The organism is Streptosporangium sp. NPDC049644 (genome assembly GCF_040675205.1).
GTDB classification, from domain to species: Bacteria; Actinomycetota; Actinomycetes; order Streptosporangiales; family Streptosporangiaceae; genus Streptosporangium; species Streptosporangium fukuiense.
In genome coordinates, this window is sequence record NZ_JBFAOJ010000276.1 from 1 (window position 1) to 1,149 (window position 1,149).

1 protein-coding gene is annotated in these 1,149 nt (G+C 72.8%); it reads left to right on the forward strand.

Going from position 1 to position 1,149, the window contains the following annotated elements; translation table 11 throughout:
- Window positions 1-23: 23 nt before the first annotated feature.
- Window positions 24-1,149, forward strand: a 1,126-nt coding sequence (locus AB0J58_RS45100) for a beta-ketoacyl reductase (RefSeq protein ID WP_364228025.1), incomplete at its 3' end; no start/stop codon positions are given.

Sequence of the window (1,149 nt, forward strand, 5' to 3'; positions counted from 1 at the left end):
TCGCGGCGGGTGATGGTGAGGTGGTGGCGGATCTGCCGGCCGCGGCGGTGTGGGGTCTGGTGCGTAGTGCGCAGTCGGAGAACCCAGGCAGGTTCCTGTTGATCGATATGGATCGGGAGTCTCCGCTGTCGGGGCTGCCGGGGATGTCGGTGTCCGAGGAGCCGCAGATGGCGGTGCGCGGAGGCGAGGTGCTGGTGCCGCGCCTGGCACGGGTGGCGCCCGGCCCTGACCTGGACGGAGAGGCAAGTCAGGTCTGGAACCCGGAGGGAACCGTGCTGATCACCGGTGGTACCGGTGGTCTGGGCGCGTTGTTCGCGCGGCATGTGGTGGCCGAGCGGGGTGTGCGGCGTCTGCTGTTGACCAGCCGCCGGGGCCTGGACGCTCCGGGCGCGGTGGAGTTGCAGGCCGAGCTGATCGCGCACGGCGTCGAGGTCACCGTCGCGGCGTGCGACATGGCCGACCGGGACGCGGTGGCGGCCCTGCTGGCGCAGGTCCCGGTCGAACATCCGCTGACCGCGGTGATCCACACCGCCGGTGTGCTGGCCGACGGGACGATCATGTCGCTGACGCCCGAGCGGCTGGACAGCGTGCTGCGGCCGAAGGTCGACGCCGCCTGGCATCTGCACGAGCTGACCCAGGGCCTGGACCTGGCCGGGTTCGTGGTGTTCTCTTCGCTTGCCGGGGTGATGGGCAACGCCGGGCAGGGTAACTACGCGGCGGCGAATGTGTTCTTGGACGCGCTGGCTCAGGTGCGCCGGGCCGAGGGGCTGGCGGGGTTGTCGCTGGCGTGGGGTGCCTGGGCCCAGGATGCGGGGATGACCGGCACGCTGGGTGAGATCGAGATGCGGCGGATCAACCGGACGGGGATGCCGGCGTTGTCGGCCGAGCAGGGGCTCGCGGCGTTCGAGGCGGCCACCGCGTCGGGCCGGGCGATGGTGGTGCCGGTGCGGCTGGAGCTGCCGGCGCTGCGGGCGCTGCGGGCGATGGGTGAGGTGCCGCATCTGATGCGCGGCCTGGTGCGTGCGGGGCGTCGCCTGGCGGTCTCCGCCTCGGCGGGCGGGGATTCGGAGCTGGTGCGGCGGTTGGCGGGGCTGGAGGAGGCCGAGCAGGTTCGGCTGGTGGTGGAGCTGGTGCGGGCGCAGGCGGCGG